The sequence below is a fragment of the Phaeovulum sp. W22_SRMD_FR3 genome (assembly GCF_052113705.1).
Lineage (GTDB): Bacteria > Pseudomonadota > Alphaproteobacteria > Rhodobacterales > Rhodobacteraceae > JBGQOG01.
Genome location: NZ_JBGQOG010000017.1, coordinates 70,631 through 88,360 on the forward strand (window position 1 = coordinate 70,631; position 17,730 = coordinate 88,360).

A 17,730-nucleotide genomic window follows, 5' to 3' on the forward strand; every position below is an offset into this window, starting at 1 on the left:
CAGGATTTGGGCGGTTTGCGCCGCATTTTGGCCCTATTGCCCCGGTAGCCCGTCTGGAGTGGGTCCAAACGGGTGTGGGGAAAAGCCATGCAAATGATTGCGGAAAGCTATCGGGGAATTTCGGTCGTGCTGGATCTGGCACTGGACCGGTTGCTGCTGCCGGTGGCGCTGATCGTGGCGCTTTTGGGCGCGGGCATCATCGTGCATGAGCTGCTGCCGATATGGGGCAATGGCCCGGTGAATGCGCATCAGTTGTGAAAGCGCGACAAGGGGCCGGGAATTGTGCTTGCGGCTTTTGACAAGCCCCCCCATTCCGGCTAGTCACGTCTCAGTAGAATAGTACTGGGCGGGAGACGACGATGACGGTCTGGCAGAAGAATTCGGGCAATACTGGACGGGGCCCGTTGCGCCATCTGCGGACCGCCTGCGCGGTGGTCGCGCTCGGCGCTGCCACGGTGAGTGGTCCGACGATCCTGTTCGCACAGAATTACAGTTTCAGCCAGGTGAAGATCGAAGGGAATGACCGGATCGAACCGGCGACCATTCTGTCCTTCGCGGCGATTTCGCGCGGCAAGGCGATCAGCGCGGGCGAGCTGAACGCCGCCCTGCAGCGCATCCAGGCCTCCGGCCTGTTTGAAAGCGTTGAAGTGGTCCCCTCGGGTGGGACGCTGGTCATCAAGGTTGTCGAAAACCCGACGATCAACGTGGTGTCGTTTGAGGGCAACAAGCGCCTGAAAGACGAAAATCTGGCCTCGATCGTGCAGAGCCAGAGCCGCAAGGTCTATTCCGCCGCCACGGCAGAGGCCGATGCCGCCAAGATCGTTGAGGCCTATACCCAGGCCGGGCGTCTGGCCGCGCGGGTCGATCCCAAGATCATCAAGCGTGACGGCAACCGCGTCGATCTGGCCTTCGAGATCCGCGAAGGGGCGGTGACCGAGGTGGAGCGTCTGTCGTTCACCGGCAACCGTGCCTTCTCGGACCGCCGCCTGCGGCAGGTGCTTGAGACGAAACAGGCGGGCATTCTGCGCCGGGTCATTCAGCGCGACACTTTCGTGGCGGACCGCGTTGAATTCGACAAACAACTGCTGACGGATTTCTACCGCTCGCGCGGCTATATTGATGCGCAGGTTCTGGGCGTGTCTTCGGAACTCTCGCGTGAACGCAATGCGTTCTTTCTGACCTTCAACGTGCGTGAAGGGCAGCGCTACGCCTTCAACCAGATCTCGACGGTCAGCGAGATCGAGGGTCTGGATGCGGCCGATTTCCAGGACACGATCAAGATCCGCCCGGGGGTGGTCTATTCGCCCACCGCGCTGGACACGGCGATCAGCCGGATGGAAGCGCTGGCGCTGGAAAAGAACCTGAATTTTGTTCAGTTCGAGCCGGAAGTGATCCGCAACGAGCGGGATCAGACGCTGGATGTCGTGTTCCACATCAAGAAAGGCCCGCGGGTTTTTGTTGAGCGGATCGACATCGAAGGCAACACCACAACGCTTGACCGCGTGGTGCGCCGCCAGTTCAAGACCGTTGAGGGGGATCCGTTCAACCCGCGCGAAATCCGCAACTCGGCGGAACGTGTGCGCGCGCTCGGCTTCTTTGCCAAGGCCGATGTGAACACCCGTCCGGGGACGGCGGCGGATCAGGTTGTGGTCGATGTCAATGTCGAGGAGCAGCCCACAGGCTCGCTGTCCTTCGGGGCCAGCTACGGAGTGAATTCGGGCCCCGGCATCGAGATCGCGCTGAAGGAATCGAACTTCCTCGGCCGCGGGCAATATGTGGCGGTCAGCATCGCCACCGCATCGGACACGCAGAACAACTCGCTCACCTTCATCGAGCCCTATGTGTTTGGCCGCGATCTGAAGTTCAAGTTCAACGCCTTCTACAACACCTCGAGCAACGATAATTCGTATTACTCCACCAAGATGTTCGGCTTCTCGCCGGCGCTCGAGTTCCCGGTGTCCGACAATGGCCGCCTTGAGCTGCGCTACAGCTACAGCAGCGATGAACTGTTCGACGTGGACGCGGCCTCTTCGCAGGCGCTGATCAACGAACAGGGCACCAAGACCAGTTCGGGCTTTGGCTATACCTACAGCTATGACACCCGCGTCACCGGTCTCAATCCGAATGCGGGCATCTTGCTGCGCTTCGGGCAGGATTACGCCGGGATCGGCGGCGATATCGAGGCGATCACCACCACGGCGCTGGTGCAGGCGCAGACCAAGGTGATGCAGGAAGAAGTGACCCTGCGGGCCGAGTTCGAGGCGGGCGCGCTGTCTATGCTCAACGGTCAAAGCAGCCGGGTGACCGAGCGGTTCAGCGGCAACAACAAGATCCGCGGCTTTGAATCGCGTGGCTATGGCCCGCGCGATCTGAACGGGAACTATGACGCTTTGGGCGGTAACTTCTTTGCCGCCGCCCGCTTTGAAGCGGCCTTCCCGGTCGGCCTGCCGGAAGAATATGGCATCACCGGCGGTGCCTTCCTTGATTTCGGCTCGGTCTGGGGGCTGAACTCGGCCACCGCATCGGCGGCGAACACGCTGGGCGGCAGCGATGACATGCACATCCGCTCGGCCATCGGTCTGTCGGTGTTCTGGACGACGCCGATCGGCCCGCTGCGCTTCAACTTCTCGAAAGCGCTGATGAAGGAAGACTACGACCTCGAACAGAACTTTGACCTGACGATCTCGACGCAGTTCTGATGATCGGTCGGCGGCGTCACCACGGCCACCGCGCCGGATGCGCGCTCGTCCTGCTGGGCGCGCTGATCGGCTCCGGGGCGGCGGCGCAGACCTCGATCGGTGACCCTTGGGGGGGATTGCCCTTCTCGACGGGGCGGACCTCCGAGGCGCCGGGGGGGCAGTTCTATCAGGTGCCGCAGGTGGCGGCGCCGGCGAGTCCGCTGCTGACCGTCGATTGGGACGGGCTTTATCAGCGCTCGGCCTGGGGGCAGCGGGTTGCGCGCGACATTGCCGCCGCCGGGGGCGATCTGACACGGGAAAACAACCGTGTCACCGAAGAGCTGACCGCCGAAGAGCGCGATCTGACAAAACGGCGCGCGGGCATGGCCCCCGCCGATTTTCGCGCGGCGGCGGATGCGTTTGACACCAAGGTCGTGGGCATACGCCGGGCGCAGGAGGCCAAGTCGCGGGCGATTGCGGCGCTGGCGGATGAAGAGCGGCGCGCCTTCATCAGCGCGGCACTGCCGCTGCTGGATACGGTGCTGATTTCACGCGGGGCGACGGCGGTGATCGACGCCCGGGTGATCATCCGCAGCCTCGTGACGCTGGATGTGACCGAAGACATGGTGACGCTGGCCGATCAGCGTCTGGGCGATGGCGCCGGGCGCGTGGATGCCGCGCGGGCTGCGGGTGCGGCCCCGGTGCCGGGGCCCGAAGCCACGACGGGGCCAGAAGCCACGACTGGGTCTGAGGCGACGACAGGGCCTGAGACAGGGGCGGGGGCGCCGGTGGTGCCGGACACGGACCCGGCCGATCAGCCTGCCGCCACGCCGCCCGGTTCAGACAAGCCTGCGGCGGGCAAAGCTGAGGCGCCCGCCACCGGAACCCCTTGAAATTTCATCCCTCCACGCCGCATTTGTGCGGCAACGCATGGCGCAAGGCGCCGCCCCTCAGGCCGCGCCTGCTTGCCAAGGGGCGCGGGCATTGCTAGCAAGACCCAAAGCCGCAAAAGGCAGGCGTGTCCCCATCCCGCAGTCCGGGGCCGCGCGATACCCCGAAGGGAAGGAGCCCCGATGACTGAACCCGCCCCCTATACCGAAGCCGATATCTCGCTGATCAAGCGGATCATTCCGCACCGGTATCCGTTCTTGCTGATCGACAAGGTCCGCGACATCGTGCCGTTCAAAGGTGCCGTCGGTATCAAGAATGTCACCGTGAACGAGCCGCATTTTCAGGGCCATTTCCCGGAAATGCCGATCATGCCGGGCGTGACCATCGTTGAGGCGATGGCGCAGACCTCGGCCGTGGTGGTGGGGATTTCGCTCGATGTGGTCGACAAGCCGCTGCTGACCTATTTCATGGGCATCGACAAATGCAAATTCCGCCGCAAAGTCGTGCCCGGCGACGTGCTGGAGCTGCATGTCACCGTGAAACGCGGTGGCGGCAAGATCTGGAAATTCGAGGGCCGTGGTCTGGTCGAGGGCCAGCTGGCCTGTGAGGCGGAATTTACCGCGATGATGGACCTTCAGGGGTAAGACATGAGCATTCATCCGAGCGCCCGCATCCATCCCTCCAGCGTTGTCGAAGACGGCGCGGTCATCGGCGAAGGGGCCGTGGTTGGCCCCTTCTGCCTGATCGGACCGGAGGTGGTTCTGGGCGCCCGGGTGCATGTGAAATCGCATGCGGTGATCACCGGCGCCACCGAGATCGGCGAGGATACGGTGATCTTCTCCTTTGCCACCTTGGGCGAGGTGCCGCAGGATCTGAAATTCAAGGGCGAGAAAAGCCGCCTGATCATCGGCAAGCGCAACCGCATCCGCGAACATGTGACGATGAACACCGGCACCGAGGGCGGCGGCTATATCACCCGCGTCGGCGATGACGGGCTGTTCATGGCGGGCGCGCATGTGGCGCATGATTGTCAGATCGGCAATAATGTGATCCTCGTGAACAATGTCGCCATTGCGGGCCATTGCGTGCTCGAAGATGAGGTGATCGTTGGCGGGCTCTCGGGCGTGCACCAATGGGTGCGCATCGGGCGCGGCGCGATGATCGGCGCGGTGACCATGGTGACGGCGGATGTGATCCCGCATGGCCTCGTGCAGGGACCGCGCGCGCATCTCGAGGGGCTGAACCTCGTGGGGTTGAAGCGGCGCGGGGCGGATCGGGCGGCCGTACATGCGTTGCGCGATCTTTATACCGCGCTGGGAGAAGGCAGTTTCCGCGAAACGGCCCGCAAAATGTCAGAGCAGGGCAGCGCCGAGGATGATTATGTCCGCGAAGTGCTGGCCTTCATCCTCGGTCCGTCGGATCGTAGTTTTCTGACGCCGCGGTAACAGGTTAGGAAGTCGGATGACGGCAATGGCGCGTGTTGACGGGGCAAAGCTGGCAATCATCGCCGGCACCGGGGTTCTGCCCGGGCTTTTGGCAAAATCGCTGGAGGGCGGCTATCTTCTGGCCGAGCTGGAGGGGTTTCCCGCCGCGGTGCCGGGCGCGGAGCCCCTGCGGTTCCGCATTGAGCGGCTGGTGCCCTTTCTCGATCATCTGGTTGACTGCGGCATCACCCGGGTGGTCTTCGCCGGGGCGATCCGGCGGCCGCGGATTGAGCCGGAGCTGTTTGATCCGCGCACGGCGCAGCTTGTGCCCCGCCTGTTGGGCGCGATGCAGGCGGGCGATGACGCGGCGCTGCGCGCGGTGATCGCGATTTTCGAGGAATGGGATCTGGAAGTGGTGGGGGCAGATGCCATCGCCCCGGCGCTGGTGCCAGAAGCCGGGGTGCTCTGCGGCAGCCCGAGCGAGGCCGATGCCGCCGATGCCGCCCAGGCGGCGCGGATCGTGGCCGGGCTTGGCGTCCTTGATCTGGGGCAGGGCGCGGTGGTGGCACAGGGCCTCTGCCTTGCCGCCGAGACGCTGCCCGGCACCGATGCCATGCTCGACTTTGCCGCGCTGCATCAGGGCCTGAAACCCAACCCCAAAGGCGCGCGCGGCGTGTTTTACAAAGCCCCCAAGCCCGAGCAGGACCGCCGGATTGACCTGCCGGTGATTGGCCCCGAAACCGTGACACGTGCGGCGGCGGCGGGCCTTGCGGGCATCGCCTGGGAAGCGGGCGGCGTGATGCTGCTGGACCGCGCGGCGGTGGTCGCGGCGGCCGAGGCCGCGGGCCTGTTCCTGTGGTCGCGCGCGTGAAGCTGTTTTTGATCGCCGGGGAGGCCTCGGGCGACAAGCTCGGTGCGGCGCTGATGGCGGGGTTGAAGGAACTGGCCCCCGGGGTCAGCTTTGTCGGGGTGGGCGGTCCCTTGATGGCCGATGAGGGGCTCGAGAGCCTGTTCCCGATGGAGGAGCTGTCGGTGATGGGCATCCTGGAGGTGCTGCCGAAATACCGCCAGCTGAAACGCCGCATTGCCGAGACGGCGGCGGCGGTGATCGCGGCCGCGCCCGATGCGCTGATCACCATCGACAGCCCGGATTTCTGCCTGCGCGTCGCCCGCCTCGTGCGCGCCACGGTGCCGCAGCAAAAGACCATCCATTACGTCGCCCCCTCGGTCTGGGCCTGGCGCCCCGGACGTGCCGCGAAAATGGCCGAAGTGATCGACCATGTCCTTGCCCTCTTGCCGTTTGAGCCGCCCTATATGCAGGCGGCGGGGATGAGCTGTGATTTCGTCGGCCATCCGGTGGTCGCCGAGCCGCAAGCCAGCGCCGCCGAGGCAGCCGCCTTCCGCGAGACTTATATGATCGGCCCCGAACAGCCCTTGGTGCTCTGCCTGCCGGGCTCGCGCCGGGGCGAGGTGAAACGCCTCGGCCCCCGCTTTGACGAGGCGCTGATGCAGCTGCGTGACCGCGAGCCGGGCCTGCGGGTGGTGCTGCCCACCGTGCGCGGCGTCGCCCCCCTGGTGCGCGAAATGACCGCCCGCTGGCCGGTGGCGCCGATCGTGGTGGAACAGGCCGCGGACAAACGCGCGGCCTTTGCCGCCGCCGATCTGGCGCTTGCCGCCAGCGGCACGGTCAGCCTTGAACTGGCGGCCAGCCACACGCCGATGGTCATCGCCTATGATATGGCGCCGCTCAGCCGGTTCCTGATCGGGCGCTTGCTCAAGGTGGATACGGTGACGCTGGTCAATCTGGTGGCCGAAACCCGGGTGATCCCGGAATTCCTCGGCAGCAATTGCCGCCCGGGACCGATTGCGCAGGAACTCCTGCGCCTTCTGGAAGATCCGATGCGCCGCGCCAGCCAAATGGCCGCGATGGCGGTCACCATGGAGCGTCTGGGGCAGGGCGCCGAAGCCCCCGGCCTGCGCGCGGCCCGCTCAGTCCTGGCGCAGCTCTGACCTTTGCCTGATCTTAAATATCCCCGCCGGAGGCTCCCGGTTTCCCCGTCGAAGCCTCCGGCGGGGATATTTTCAATCAGGCAAAGCCTCAGCGGCCTTTCCAGATCCAGCTGCCGCCGAGAATGCGGGTGCTGTCGGGATCGTAGAAGACGCAGGCCTGACCGGGGCTGACGCCTTCCTCGGCTTGCAGCAGCTCCACCTCGGCTTCGGTGGCCGAGATCGGGCGGATCACCGCCTCGCGCGGCGGGCGGGTGGAGCGGACGCGGACCTTGAGGTGCCATTCGGGTCGGCTGTCGAAGGGTTCATCGCCCAGCCAGTTCACTTCGCGCACCGGGATGGTGCGGGTGGAGAGTGCCTCTTTCGGACCCACGATCACCTGCCGCGTGTCGGGATCGAGTTTCACCACATAGAGCGGATCGCCAAGGCCGCCGATGCCGAGGCCCCGGCGCTGGCCGATGGTGTAGTGGATCACGCCCTTATGGGTGCCGAGCACATGGCCGCTCTGATCGACAATATCACCCGGTTCCGCCGAGCCGGGGCGCAGTTTCTCGATCACCGCCGCGTAATTGCCGTTTGGCACAAAACAGATGTCCTGACTGTCGGGCTTGTCGGCGACCGAGAGGCCGTATTTCGCCGCCAGCGCCCGGGTCTCGGCCTTGGAGGCGAGATGGCCCAACGGGAAGCGAAGGTAAGACAGCTGCTCGGGCGTGGTCGAGAACAGGAAATAGCTCTGATCGCGGTTGGAATCGGCCGCCGAATGCAGCTCAGGGCCTTCGGTGCCCATCTTGCGCTGGATGTAATGGCCGGTGGCCATGCAGTCGGCCTCAAGGTCCTTGGCGGTTTCCAGCAGATCCTTGAATTTCACCCGTTCGTTGCAGCGGATACAGGGGACCGGCGTCGCCCCGGCCAGATAGGCATCGGCGAATTCATCGATCACCGCCTCGCGGAAGGTGTTCTCGTAATCCAGCACATAATGCGGAAAGCCCATGGTTTCCGCCACCCGGCGCGCATCATGGATATCAAGCCCGGCGCAGCAGGCGCCCTTTTTCGCCAGTGCCGCGCCATGGTCATAGAGCTGCAGGGTGACGCCGACGACGTCATATCCCTCCTCCTTCAGCATCGCGGCCACGACCGAGCTGTCGACGCCGCCCGACATGGCGACCACGACGCGCGTGTCCTGCGGCCGCTTGGCAAAGCCCAGCGAGTTCAGCGGCAGAGTGTCCATGAGCATTAACCTTACGAGGGAGGGAGGGTCTTATCGACCTGTTAACCGGGTTCGAAGGAATATAGGAAAATGCGAACTACTCACAAGGGCAGGTTTCACGCCTCCTTAAGGACCACGGGTGCAGATTCACTCTCGAAGGACGAAGAGGGGTGTACCAATGTATCTTAAGAAAGTGGATGGGCCGCGCGCGGTGACCTTGCCCGATGGCACGGTTCTGACGCGCGCCGACCTGCCGCCCGCGGAAACGCGGCGCTGGGTGGCCAGCAGAAAAGCAATCATTGTCAAAGCAGTAGCCTATGGGTTGATCCCCTTGGCCGAGGTTTTGGCACGCTATGATCTCTCGGAGGAAGAGTTCGAGATGTGGCGCGCCGCGGTCAGCAAACATGGCGAGGCTGCCCTCAAAGTGACAGCAATTCAAAAATTTCGACAACTATGAGTTGAAAAACGCTTTAAACCTGCGACAGTAACGGGGCGTTAACCATTTACTGTGAATGTCGAAGCTGTTCGAGGGATTAAAGCGGAGTACTCAGGATGCGAATTCTTTTGGTGGAAGACGATCCCACGACGTCTCGCAGCATTGAGCTGATGTTGACGCATGCCAATCTTAATGTCTACTGCACCGATCTGGGTGAAGAAGGCATCGATCTGGCGAAACTGTATGATTACGATTTGATCCTTCTGGATTTGAATCTGCCGGATATGAACGGGCATGAGGTGCTGCGTCAGCTGCGTCTCGCCCGGGTCGACACCCCCATCCTGATTCTCTCCGGTGCCGATGACACCGAGAACAAGATCAAGGGTTTCGGTTTCGGTGCCGATGACTACATGACCAAGCCCTTCCACCGTGAAGAGCTGGTGGCGCGGATCCATGCGATCATCCGCCGCTCGAAAGGCCATGCGCAATCGGTGATCCGGACCGGCAAGATCTCGGTCAATCTGGATGCCAAAACCGTGGATGCCGAGGGTAAATCCGTGCATCTGACCGGCAAGGAATACCAGATGCTGGAGCTTTTGAGCCTGCGCAAGGGCACCACGCTGACCAAGGAAATGTTCCTCAACCACCTCTATGGCGGGATGGATGAGCCGGAACTGAAAATCATCGACGTGTTCATCTGCAAACTGCGCAAGAAGCTCTCGGAGATGACCGGCGGCGACAATTACATCGAGACCGTCTGGGGCCGTGGCTATGTGCTGCGCGATCCGAGCCCGGTTGAGAATGAACGCCGCATCGCCATTGGTGCCTGACACGGACGCCCCCCGGACATTGTGACAGGAGGGAGCGCGTCTGCGTTCCCCCTGATCCTGCGGGGCTGGTTCAAACATTGCTGCTGTCGCTTGTGCAAGCGGCGCAGGGTCGGGGTCTCGGGACGGGGCCGCGCAAATATGCAATCGTGCCCGGGGCGACAACGCCCTGTCGCCACCTTCCGCCGGGTATTTCCGGCAGGCCGACCTTGTCCGCACTGGACCTCACCCGCGGCTGCGCCTATTTCTGGCAGGCGCAGGACGGGGACGAGAAAATGGCGGATTTCACAGATCATTCAAACGTGCAGCGGGATCCGGCAGAGCTGTCTTTGTCCGAAGCGCGGGCCGAACACGCTGCGCTGGCATCAGAGCTGGAGGCGGCCAATCTGGCCTATCACCGCGACGATGCGCCGGTGATGGATGATGCCCGCTATGATGCGCTCAAGCGGCGCTTGGCGGCCATCGAGGCGGCGTTTCCCACGCTGAAAACCCCCGACAGCCCGACCGAACAGGTGGGCGGTGCCCTGGCCGAGGGCTTTGGCAAGATCCCGCATGTCGTGCGGATGCTCAGCCTTGAGAATGCCTTTGCCGATGAGGATGTCGATGATTTCGACGACCGCATCCGCAAATATCTCGGCTGGGGTGCGCAGGATCTGTCCTATACCGCCGAGCCGAAGATTGACGGCCTCTCGCTCAGCCTGCGCTATGAAAACGGCGTGCTGATCCAGGCCGCAACGCGCGGCGATGGCGAGACCGGCGAGAATGTGACTGAGAACGCCCGCACCATCACCGATATCCCGCAGCACCTGACTGGCGCCCCCGAGGTGCTGGAGGTGCGCGGCGAGGTCTATATGAGCCATGCCGATTTCGCCGCACTGAACGCGCGGCAAGAGGCGGCGGGGGCGAAAACCTTTGCCAATCCGCGCAATGCCGCCGCGGGCTCGCTGCGCCAGTTGGACGCCAGCATCACCAGATCCCGGCCACTGCGCTTTTTCGCCTATGCTTGGGGGGATCTGTCGCAGCCTTTGGCCGAGACGCAGATGGGCGCGATCGAGCGGCTGGCGGCGCTGGGGTTCCAGACCAATCCGCTGACCCGTCTCTGCGCGGGTCCCGAGGCTTTGCGCGCCGTCTACCGCGAGATTGAGCAGCGCCGCGCGGGCCTTGGCTATGACATCGACGGGGTGGTCTACAAGGTGAATGACCTCGCGCTGCAGGCGCGGCTCGGCTTCCGCTCGACCACGCCCCGCTGGGCGATTGCGCATAAATTCCCGGCGGAACTGGCCTGGACGCGGCTGGAGAAAATCGAGATTCAGGTGGGCCGCACCGGCGCGCTCAGCCCCGTCGCGCGGCTCAGCCCGGTGACGGTGGGCGGTGTCGTGGTGTCGAACGCGACGCTGCACAATGAGGATTACATTCAGGGCCGCGATTCCAAAGGCCAGCCGATCCGCGAGGGGCGCGATATCCGCGAAGGCGATTGGGTGCAGATCTACCGCGCGGGCGATGTGATCCCGAAGATCAAGGATGTCGACCTCGCGCGGCGTCCCGGGGACAGTGTCGCCTATGCTTTCCCGACCACCTGCCCGGAATGCGGCTCGCCCGCGGTGCGGGAGGAGGGCGATGCCGTGTGCCGCTGCTCGGGCGGGTTGATCTGCCCGGCGCAGGCGGTGGAAAAGCTGCGCCATTTCGTGTCGCGCGCGGCCTTTGACATCGAAGGGCTGGGGGCCAAGCAGGTCGAGGCGTTCTTCGCCGATGAGACGCTGCCGATCCGCACCCCCGCCGACATCTTCACCCTCGCCACCCGCGACGCGGCCGAGCCTTTGCGCAAGCTGAAGAACCGCGATGGCTGGGGTGAGAAATCGGTGACCAATCTCTTTGCTGCGATCGAGGAACGCCGCCATATCGCGCTGAATCGGCTGATTTTCGCGCTGGGGATCCGCCATGTCGGCGAGGTGGCGGCGCAGGATCTGGCCCGCCATTTCGGCCGCTGGGAGGCGCTGGCAGAGACATTGGACGCCGCACGCCCCGCCGCCCTCGCGCATCGTGCCGCCGATCTGGCCGAGGCGGAGGAGCGGGCCATTGCCCTCGGCCACAACCGCCGCGCCAAAGTGTCGGAGGCGCGCAGCGTGGCCATTGCTGCGGCCGATGTGCCGCGCGGGGCCGCCCGCGCCTGGGCCGATCTGGTGGCCATTGACGGCATCGGTCCGGTGGTGGCGCTCTCGCTCTCGGATGCTTTCGCCAACCCCGAAGAACGCGCGGCGATCAACGATCTTGTCGGATTTCTGGAGGTTCAGGAATTTGTCAAACAGGTCGCTGTCGCCTCGCCGGTCACCGGCAAAACCGTGGTTTTCACCGGCACGCTGGAAAAGATGACCCGGGCCGAGGCCAAGGCGCGCGCCGAAAGCCTTGGGGCCAAAGTGGCGGGCTCGGTTTCAGCGAAAACCGACCTTTTGGTGGCGGGACCGGGCGCGGGCTCCAAGGCCAAGAAAGCAGCGGAACTCGGCGTGACGGTGATCGACGAAGACGGCTGGCTCGCGCTGATCGAGGGCCTATGAGCGGCAGGCCCGCCCCTCTCTTTCCGCTCTTTGCCGAGTTGGAGACCCTGCCGGGGATCGGGGAGAAAACCGCCAAAGCCTATGCCGGGCTGGGCGTCACCCGGCCGCGTGACCTGTTGTTTACACTGCCGTATTCTGGGATTGACCGCCGCCTGCGCGGCTCGATCCAGGAGGTGCAGGCGCCCTGCACGGTGACGGTGGCGGTCGAGGTTTTGCAGCATTTCCCGGCACGGCGCAAAGGTGGCCCGGCGCGGGTGCTGGTGCGCGATGCGGCGACCGACTTCAACCTCGTCTTCTTTCACGCGCGGGGCGACTGGCTGGAGAAGCAGCTGCCGCCGGGCGAGCGGCGGGTGGTCTCGGGCAAGCTGGAACTCTTTGATGGCGTCGGGCAAATGGTGCATCCCGACCATATACTGCGACCGGAAGAGGCCCCGGATCTGCCGGGATATGAGCCGGTCTATCCGCTGACGGCGGGCCTCACCCAGCGCGGGATAGCGAAATCGGTGCAGGGCGCGCTGAGCCGGGTGCCGGCGCTGCCGGAATGGATTGATGGCGCGCAAAAGGCGCGCGAAGGCTGGCCGGATTGGGCGGATGCCGTGCGCGCCGTGCATGCGCCGCAGGGGTTTGAGGATCTTTCGGCGACCGCCCCCGCCCGGGCGCGGCTGGCCTATGATGAGCTGATGGCGCATCAGTTGACGCTGGCCTTGGCCCGCGCGCAAAGCCGCCGCGCCAAAGGGCGCGAGACGCGGGGCAGCGGGGTTCTGGCGGCGAAGGTGCTGGCCTCGCTGCCCTATGCGCCCACGGGGGCGCAGCGCCGCGCTGTGCGTGAGATCACCGAGGATATGGCCACCGCCCGGCGGATGAACCGGCTGTTGCAGGGCGATGTCGGCTCGGGGAAAACCTTGGTGGCGATGCTGGCCCTCGTGGCGGCGGTCGAGGCGGGCGGGCAGGGCGTGATGATGGCCCCGACTGAGATCCTCGCGCGGCAACATGCCGAGGGGCTGGCCCCCTTGGCCGAAGCGGCGGGGATCGAGATGGCGATCCTGACGGGCCGCGACAAGACGGGCGAGCGGGCGGCGAAACTCGCGCGGCTGGCCTCGGGCGAGATCGGGATTCTGGTCGGCACCCATGCGGTGTTCCAGAAGGACGTGCATTTCCACGACCTGCGGCTGGCGGTGGTGGACGAGCAGCACCGCTTTGGTGTCGCGCAACGGATGGAGCTGGGCGCCAAGGGCCAGGCCGTCGATGTGCTGGTGATGACGGCAACGCCGATCCCGCGCTCGCTGTCGCTGGCGCAATACGGCGATATGGACATCAGCGTGCTCGATGAAAAGCCGCCCGGACGGCTGCCGGTGAAAACCGCGCTGCTCTCGACCGCGCGGCTGGAGGAGGTGGTGGCGCATCTCAAACGGGCGATTGCCGAGGGGCGGCAGGCCTATTGGGTCTGTCCGCTCGTCGAGGAAAGCGAGCTGGTCGATATGACCTCGGCCGAGGAACGGTTCCGCTCGCTGCGTGCCGCGCTGGGGGAAGGCGTCGTCGGCCTCGTGCATGGGCAATTGCCGCCCGCCGACAAGGATGCGGCGATGGCGGATTTCGTCGCGGGTCGTTCCCGCGTTTTGGTGGCGACCACGGTGATCGAGGTGGGGGTGAATGTGCCCAATGCCTCGATCATGGTGATCGAGCGGGCCGAAAGTTTCGGGCTGGCGCAGCTGCACCAGCTTCGGGGGCGCGTGGGGCGGGGTGCTGCCGAGAGCACCTGTCTGTTGCTCTATCAGGCGCCGTTGTCCGACACGGGAGAGCGGCGTTTGCAGATCCTGCGCGAGACGGAGGATGGCTTTCGCATCGCCGAGGAAGACCTCGCGATGCGGGGGGCGGGCGATGTCATCGGCACCGCGCAAAGCGGCTTGCCGCGATTCCGCATTGCGGATCTCGAGCGGCAGGCGGGGCTGATGGCGGTGGCGCAATCGGATGCGCGGCGGCTGTTGGCCGAGGACCCCAGCCTGCAAAGCCCGCGCGGGCAGGCGGCGCGCATCCTGTTGTGGCTGATGGAACAGGACCGGGCAATCCGTTTGATTTCCGTGGGTTAAACCCTTCATTTCCGTGGGTTAAACCCTTCCTGGCGATAAAATCATCTTTTGTTCCGTTTTGTTCTCATAAAGTTCTTTACAGGCGGAACTCAATATGGGAACAAAGGAGCAACAGATCGCCAGAGAGAGGGTTCGTCATGGCCAAGGAACTGAAATCCGTCCTGTCCCGCAACCACGCCACCTTGTGGCAAGATGCCTTGGGCGCGGTGTCGCTCGTCGTGATGCTGGTGGTTGGCCTGCATTTGCCGAACCTGATCTGAGAACTGCCGGGGCCTTTGGGCCCGGGGCCTCTGTCTCGGGAAATTTGTCCGGGGGCCTTTGTCCCGGGGGCCTTTGTCTCTGGGCGCTGTGATCCGCGCTTGTGATATTTTAGGGAGGAATTCGAGGTCGTCTTTCCGATGCGTGACACCGGGCCCGGAACGCCCCGTCAGGCATCACCCCCTCCGGGGCGTTTCGCTCTGGTGGCTCTGCGGAGCTGCGGCTCCGTTTTTACTGAACCTACTGTCTCTATGCTTACTGCCTCTGCGCTTTCGCTCCCGGTGCTGTCCGCTGCACCTACCTGTTCCCCCGCGAAGCGCTTTCCTGACCGTCTTGCCTCCGGGCAAGGCGGTCTTTTTTTGTCGAGAACGCGGGAGGATCACGGGCTGTCGGAGACAATTGCGTCTTGTAGATTGCGGTTTGCAGATTGCGCGCGCATTTCTGGCGGCTTCGGCGGCTGCCCCGATGGTGATCACCGATGGCGATCACCCGACGCGATCTCCGGCGGGGGGCGGCTTGTCAGCTGCGGCAGATCGGGGGTGGGCTGACGGAGTGGCGCTTCGTCCGTCAGAATCGTGCGGGCATGGCCCAGCGAGATCCTGCGGTGGTGACCGCAGAGGCGGCCGTGGCTGCGCCGAAGCTAAGGGAGGCCCGGTGGTCGGAACAGTCGATTGGGAAGGCCTGTTTGGCAGGTTGGTTCGGAAGCCAGGTCGGGGAAATTGCTCGGGAAGGCCGGTCGGGGACGTTGGGCAAAGATGTCGGTTGACGACGGCGGGCGGAGATGTCGCGATCCCATCGGCCAGGTTTCTGGTCCGGCCGCCGCCGTCATGCGGCAAACGGCCCCGCGCACAGCGCCCGGGCCTTTGCGGCGCCGGGTCAAGTGACCGGAGCTGGCGCGCCGGGCGTTTGGGCCCCCTCCCGCAGACCTGCGCATCCTGCGGCGGTGTCAGACCTGCCGGAGAGGCACCGCCGGGATCGCGGGGCTAGAACGCATAGGCGATGCGCAACCCGCCCCAATGGCGGCCTTCGACAAAAATCGGCGCCGAGACATCCTTGAGCAGGACATAGGCACCGCCGCCCATATCCCGGCGATAGACCTGCAGGACGAAGGGGGCGGTGGATTGCCCCGCGCGCAGGCCGACCCTGTCGTTGAAAATGCGCCGGTTCCGGCAATTGGCCGCGTCCCAGACCGGATCGCCGCTGGGCGGGGCCGAGAATTTCCGGTTATGCGTCGGCAGATAGCCGTTGCGGTCCACGCAGGCCGCAAAGACCACACGCGGGTCGAGACCGAGGATCGGCTCTTGCAATGCCGGCAGGATCTGATCGCAAAACCGGGTATAGGGCGCAAGGCTCTGGACCGGATCTGTGCCCGCAACCGGCTTGTAGCGCTGATCAAAAAGCGCCTGCAGCGGGATCGCGCCGCGCGCCACGCCCTCGGTGAAAGCCGCGCCGATCCGGGCAGCGGTGTCCTGCACCATCGCGATCATCCCGGCATCCTCGGAAGCGCCCCCCAGCGCCACGGTGCCCTGAACCATCCCCTCACTGAGCGAGATCAGCGCATCGACCCGCTCGCGCGCCTCATGCACCTGATCGGCCGAGGCGTTGACGCCCCGGATCACCTGTTGGAAGCTGGGGTTGAAGCTGGCATGGGCCTGACGAACCTCCTGCGCCCGGCTGGAGATTTCGCGCGCGGCACCCCTTGTGCCTTCGACCGAACGGGTCATCTCGGTCAGCTGCGCATCGGTTTGCGCGCCGCCGCGCAGAACCTCGCCCGCCGAAACGGCAATCGTGCCCGCCTCATTGCGCAGGGATTCGATCCGTTGGGTCAGCCCGGCAATGGAATCGCCGATGGTTTCGGCTGCGGCGGCGGTCTTGCGCGACAGATCGTTGATCGCCTCGGCCACCACCGCAAAGCCGCGGCCCGCATCGCCTGCCCGTGCCGCTTCGATCTTGGCGTTGATCGCCAGAATGTTCACCTGCGCCGCGATGGAAGAAATTTCGTTGTTCGAGGACAAAACCGCGTTCAGCGTGCCCTCGATCTCGGCCATCCGCCCGTCGACATGCTGCACCCATTCCGCCACCGTGCGGGTGTGGCCATCCGTCTCGCGCAGCGCCTTGACCGCCGAGGTGACCGTACCCATCGTCGCCTCGGCCGAGGAGGAGATCAGATCGACGCTGGCGATTACTTCGGTATTGGCGCGGTCCACCAGTTCGGCCTGGGCGCGGGCCTGCGTCAATTGCTGCCGCAGCGCCGCCGCCTCGCCATCGACCTGATCAAGATAGCCCGCCACATCCACGATATCGCGTGCGAGCGTCACCGCGCTCGCGGCCAAATGGTCCAGAAGCGGGTCGGATTCGGCGGTCATCGGGGGGGTATGTATCATGGGCGAAGTCCTCACAAGTCGCGCCCAAGGTGACACCCGCGCCTTGCAGAATGCTTAACCCGCCCGGGAATTTCTGTCCGCATCCGCGGTAACTGCGGCATCAAAGGCCGCCAGAGTCGCCTCGAATGCCAGCAAAACCGAGGCATGCCGGTTGGGATATTCCCGCGCCGGGATCAGCACCGCCAGCCCGTCAAACGGCGCGTCCGGGGTTGGCCCGCTGTCGCGCAGCATCGCCTCCAGCGCGTCGCGGGCGGCTTGCAGTTCGGCCCGGTTGCGGCCCAGCACCACATCGCCCAGCACCGATGCCGAGGCCTGACCCAGCGCACAGGCCTGCACATCCTGCGCGAATGCCGCGATGCGCCCGTCCTTGAGCCGCAGGTCCACGGCGACGGTCGAGCCGCACATCGGCGCGCGCTTGCGGGCATGGCCATCGGCGTCCGCCAGCGTGCCCAGATGCGGAATATCGGCCGCCAGCGCCAGGATCCGCTGCGAATAGAGTTTGATCAGGTCGCTGTCGCTCATGGTTTTCCCCGCCGCTGCTGCGTGATAGATAAGGCGCAACCCCGTGATGCGAAAGACCTTGCCATGACCTTCGACCCCGAAAGCCTGAAATTTGACGCCCAGGGGCTGATCCCCGCCATTGCGCAGGACCCGGAGACGGGCGAGGTGCTGATGATGGCCTGGATGAATGCCGCCTCGATCGCCAAAACGCTGGAGACCGGCAAGGTCACCTATTGGTCGCGCTCGCGGCAGGCGTTCTGGGTGAAGGGCGAGACCTCGGGACACCTGCAGACACTGGTCGAGATGCGGGTGGATTGCGACCGCGATTGCCTTTTGGTGCTGGTGCATCAGGAGGGGCCGGCCTGCCATACCAACCGCCGCTCGTGCTTTTACACCGCGGTCAGGGCTGGGGATGAAGTCGAGATCATGGCACCGATGGTGTGAGACCTCGTGCCGGGATGTGGTGTCGGAAGGGTTA

16 protein-coding genes are annotated in these 17,730 nt (G+C 64.9%); 13 read left to right on the plus strand and 3 right to left on the minus strand.

What is annotated here, in order from left to right; translation table 11 throughout:
- The first annotated feature begins 87 nt into the window (after window positions 1–87).
- From ACEN2S_RS18010 to lpxB, 7 genes are all read left to right on the plus strand, one after another.
- Window positions 88–258, plus strand: coding sequence for a hypothetical protein (locus tag ACEN2S_RS18010; RefSeq protein ID WP_441868600.1), 171 nt, complete (start codon window positions 88–90; stop codon window positions 256–258).
- A gap of 101 nt (window positions 259–359) precedes the next feature.
- Entirely contained in the window at window positions 360–2,699 is a 2,340-nt protein-coding gene (gene bamA, locus ACEN2S_RS18015) for an outer membrane protein assembly factor BamA (protein ID WP_441868603.1), read from the plus strand.
- Entirely contained in the window at window positions 2,699–3,571 is an 873-nt protein-coding gene (locus ACEN2S_RS18020) for a hypothetical protein (protein WP_441868606.1), read from the plus strand. The genes bamA and ACEN2S_RS18020 overlap by 1 nt, the downstream gene beginning before the upstream one ends.
- Window positions 3,572–3,751: 180 nt before the next feature.
- Window positions 3,752–4,213, plus strand: a complete 462-nt coding sequence (gene fabZ / locus ACEN2S_RS18025; RefSeq protein WP_441868609.1) for a 3-hydroxyacyl-ACP dehydratase FabZ — start codon at window positions 3,752–3,754, stop codon at window positions 4,211–4,213.
- A gap of 3 nt (window positions 4,214–4,216) precedes the next feature.
- Window positions 4,217–5,014 carry an acyl-ACP--UDP-N-acetylglucosamine O-acyltransferase gene (gene lpxA, locus ACEN2S_RS18030; RefSeq protein ID WP_441868612.1) on the plus strand — a complete coding sequence of 266 codons (798 nt, stop codon included), beginning with the start codon at window positions 4,217–4,219 and terminating at the stop codon, window positions 5,012–5,014.
- A 25-nt stretch (window positions 5,015–5,039) separates the two neighbouring features.
- Entirely contained in the window at window positions 5,040–5,864 is an 825-nt protein-coding gene (locus ACEN2S_RS18035) for an LpxI family protein (protein WP_441868614.1), read from the plus strand.
- Window positions 5,861–7,003, plus strand: coding sequence for a lipid-A-disaccharide synthase (lpxB, locus tag ACEN2S_RS18040; protein WP_441868617.1), 1,143 nt, complete (start codon window positions 5,861–5,863; stop codon window positions 7,001–7,003). The genes ACEN2S_RS18035 and lpxB overlap by 4 nt, the downstream gene beginning before the upstream one ends.
- 88 nt (window positions 7,004–7,091) lie before the next feature.
- On the opposite strand, the gene mnmA is transcribed toward lpxB, so the two are convergent.
- Window positions 7,092–8,228, minus strand: coding sequence for a tRNA 2-thiouridine(34) synthase MnmA (gene mnmA, locus ACEN2S_RS18045; protein ID WP_441868620.1), 1,137 nt, complete (start codon window positions 8,226–8,228; stop codon window positions 7,092–7,094).
- Window positions 8,229–8,385: 157 nt separating this feature from the next.
- Between mnmA and sciP the strand changes: the two genes are divergently transcribed.
- From sciP to ACEN2S_RS18070, 5 genes are all read left to right on the plus strand, one after another.
- Window positions 8,386–8,664: a CtrA inhibitor SciP gene (gene sciP / locus ACEN2S_RS18050; RefSeq protein WP_441868623.1), complete on the plus strand. Its 279-nt coding sequence runs from the start codon at window positions 8,386–8,388 to the stop codon at window positions 8,662–8,664.
- A 95-nt stretch (window positions 8,665–8,759) separates the two neighbouring features.
- On the plus strand, window positions 8,760–9,473 hold the full coding sequence (gene ctrA, locus ACEN2S_RS18055; RefSeq protein WP_441868626.1) for a response regulator transcription factor CtrA: 714 nt from the start codon (window positions 8,760–8,762) through the stop codon (window positions 9,471–9,473).
- Between the two features lie 272 nt (window positions 9,474–9,745).
- The gene (gene ligA, locus ACEN2S_RS18060) at window positions 9,746–12,022 is read left to right on the plus strand and encodes an NAD-dependent DNA ligase LigA (protein WP_441868699.1); all 2,277 of its coding nucleotides are present in this window, start codon (window positions 9,746–9,748) and stop codon (window positions 12,020–12,022) included.
- Window positions 12,019–14,109 carry an ATP-dependent DNA helicase RecG gene (recG, locus tag ACEN2S_RS18065; RefSeq protein WP_441868629.1) on the plus strand — a complete coding sequence of 697 codons (2,091 nt, stop codon included), beginning with the start codon at window positions 12,019–12,021 and terminating at the stop codon, window positions 14,107–14,109. The genes ligA and recG overlap by 4 nt, the downstream gene beginning before the upstream one ends.
- A gap of 137 nt (window positions 14,110–14,246) precedes the next feature.
- Window positions 14,247–14,369 carry a hypothetical protein gene (locus ACEN2S_RS18070; protein ID WP_441868632.1) on the plus strand — a complete coding sequence of 41 codons (123 nt, stop codon included), beginning with the start codon at window positions 14,247–14,249 and terminating at the stop codon, window positions 14,367–14,369.
- A 981-nt stretch (window positions 14,370–15,350) separates the two neighbouring features.
- On the opposite strand, the gene ACEN2S_RS18075 is transcribed toward ACEN2S_RS18070, so the two are convergent.
- Both ACEN2S_RS18075 and ACEN2S_RS18080 read right to left on the minus strand, forming a co-directional pair.
- Window positions 15,351–16,751 (minus strand): methyl-accepting chemotaxis protein, encoded by a 1,401-nt coding sequence (locus ACEN2S_RS18075; RefSeq protein ID WP_441868634.1) that lies wholly within the window; start codon window positions 16,749–16,751, stop codon window positions 15,351–15,353.
- 54 nt (window positions 16,752–16,805) lie between these two features.
- Window positions 16,806–17,273: an iron-sulfur cluster assembly scaffold protein gene (locus ACEN2S_RS18080; RefSeq protein ID WP_441868637.1), complete on the minus strand. Its 468-nt coding sequence runs from the start codon at window positions 17,271–17,273 to the stop codon at window positions 16,806–16,808.
- A gap of 63 nt (window positions 17,274–17,336) precedes the next feature.
- Here ACEN2S_RS18080 and hisI point away from each other — a divergent pair, with 63 nt between their 5' ends.
- The gene (hisI, locus tag ACEN2S_RS18085) at window positions 17,337–17,696 is read left to right on the plus strand and encodes a phosphoribosyl-AMP cyclohydrolase (RefSeq protein WP_441868640.1); all 360 of its coding nucleotides are present in this window, start codon (window positions 17,337–17,339) and stop codon (window positions 17,694–17,696) included.
- Window positions 17,697–17,730: the final 34 nt, after the last annotated feature.